This is a genomic window from Paenibacillus sp. 598K (genome assembly GCF_003851045.1).
Lineage (GTDB): Bacteria > Bacillota > Bacilli > Paenibacillales > Paenibacillaceae > Paenibacillus_D.
In genome coordinates this window covers 1-346 of sequence record NZ_BFBX01000193.1, presented here as the reverse complement: position 1 = coordinate 346, position 346 = coordinate 1, and the positions used below count along the sequence as shown (strand labels likewise).

Below are 346 nucleotides of genomic sequence, written 5' to 3'. Positions count from 1 at the left end.
CTCTGGCGACTCCAGAAGCGCAACTAGTTGAGAACGATGTGCTGACGTGGGAAGAGGTTCCTCATGCAGACACGTATGAAGTAACGATTGAAATCGAAGGTGCAGAGCCACGCGTCATTGTAGTAGAGGAAGGAACGGAGCTGGATATGTCCGTTTTGGAGCCAGCACTGGCACCAGGCACGTACAGCGTGACGGTCGTAGCGAAGTCGAACAGCCCGTTGTACACGGACTCCGATCCGTCGGAGGAAGTAACGTACGAAGTCCCAGTGCCTGTAGTTGCTCTGGCGAAACCAGAAGCGCAGCTTACCGAAGAAGGCGTACTGAGCTGGGATGAAGTTAACCATGC

The 346-nt window shown here is 54.3% G+C and carries 1 protein-coding gene; it reads left to right on the top strand.

Going from position 1 to position 346, the window contains the following annotated elements; translation table 11 throughout:
• Positions 1-346, top strand: a 346-nt coding sequence (locus PA598K_RS34230) for a hypothetical protein (protein WP_185602405.1), incomplete at both ends; no start/stop codon positions are given.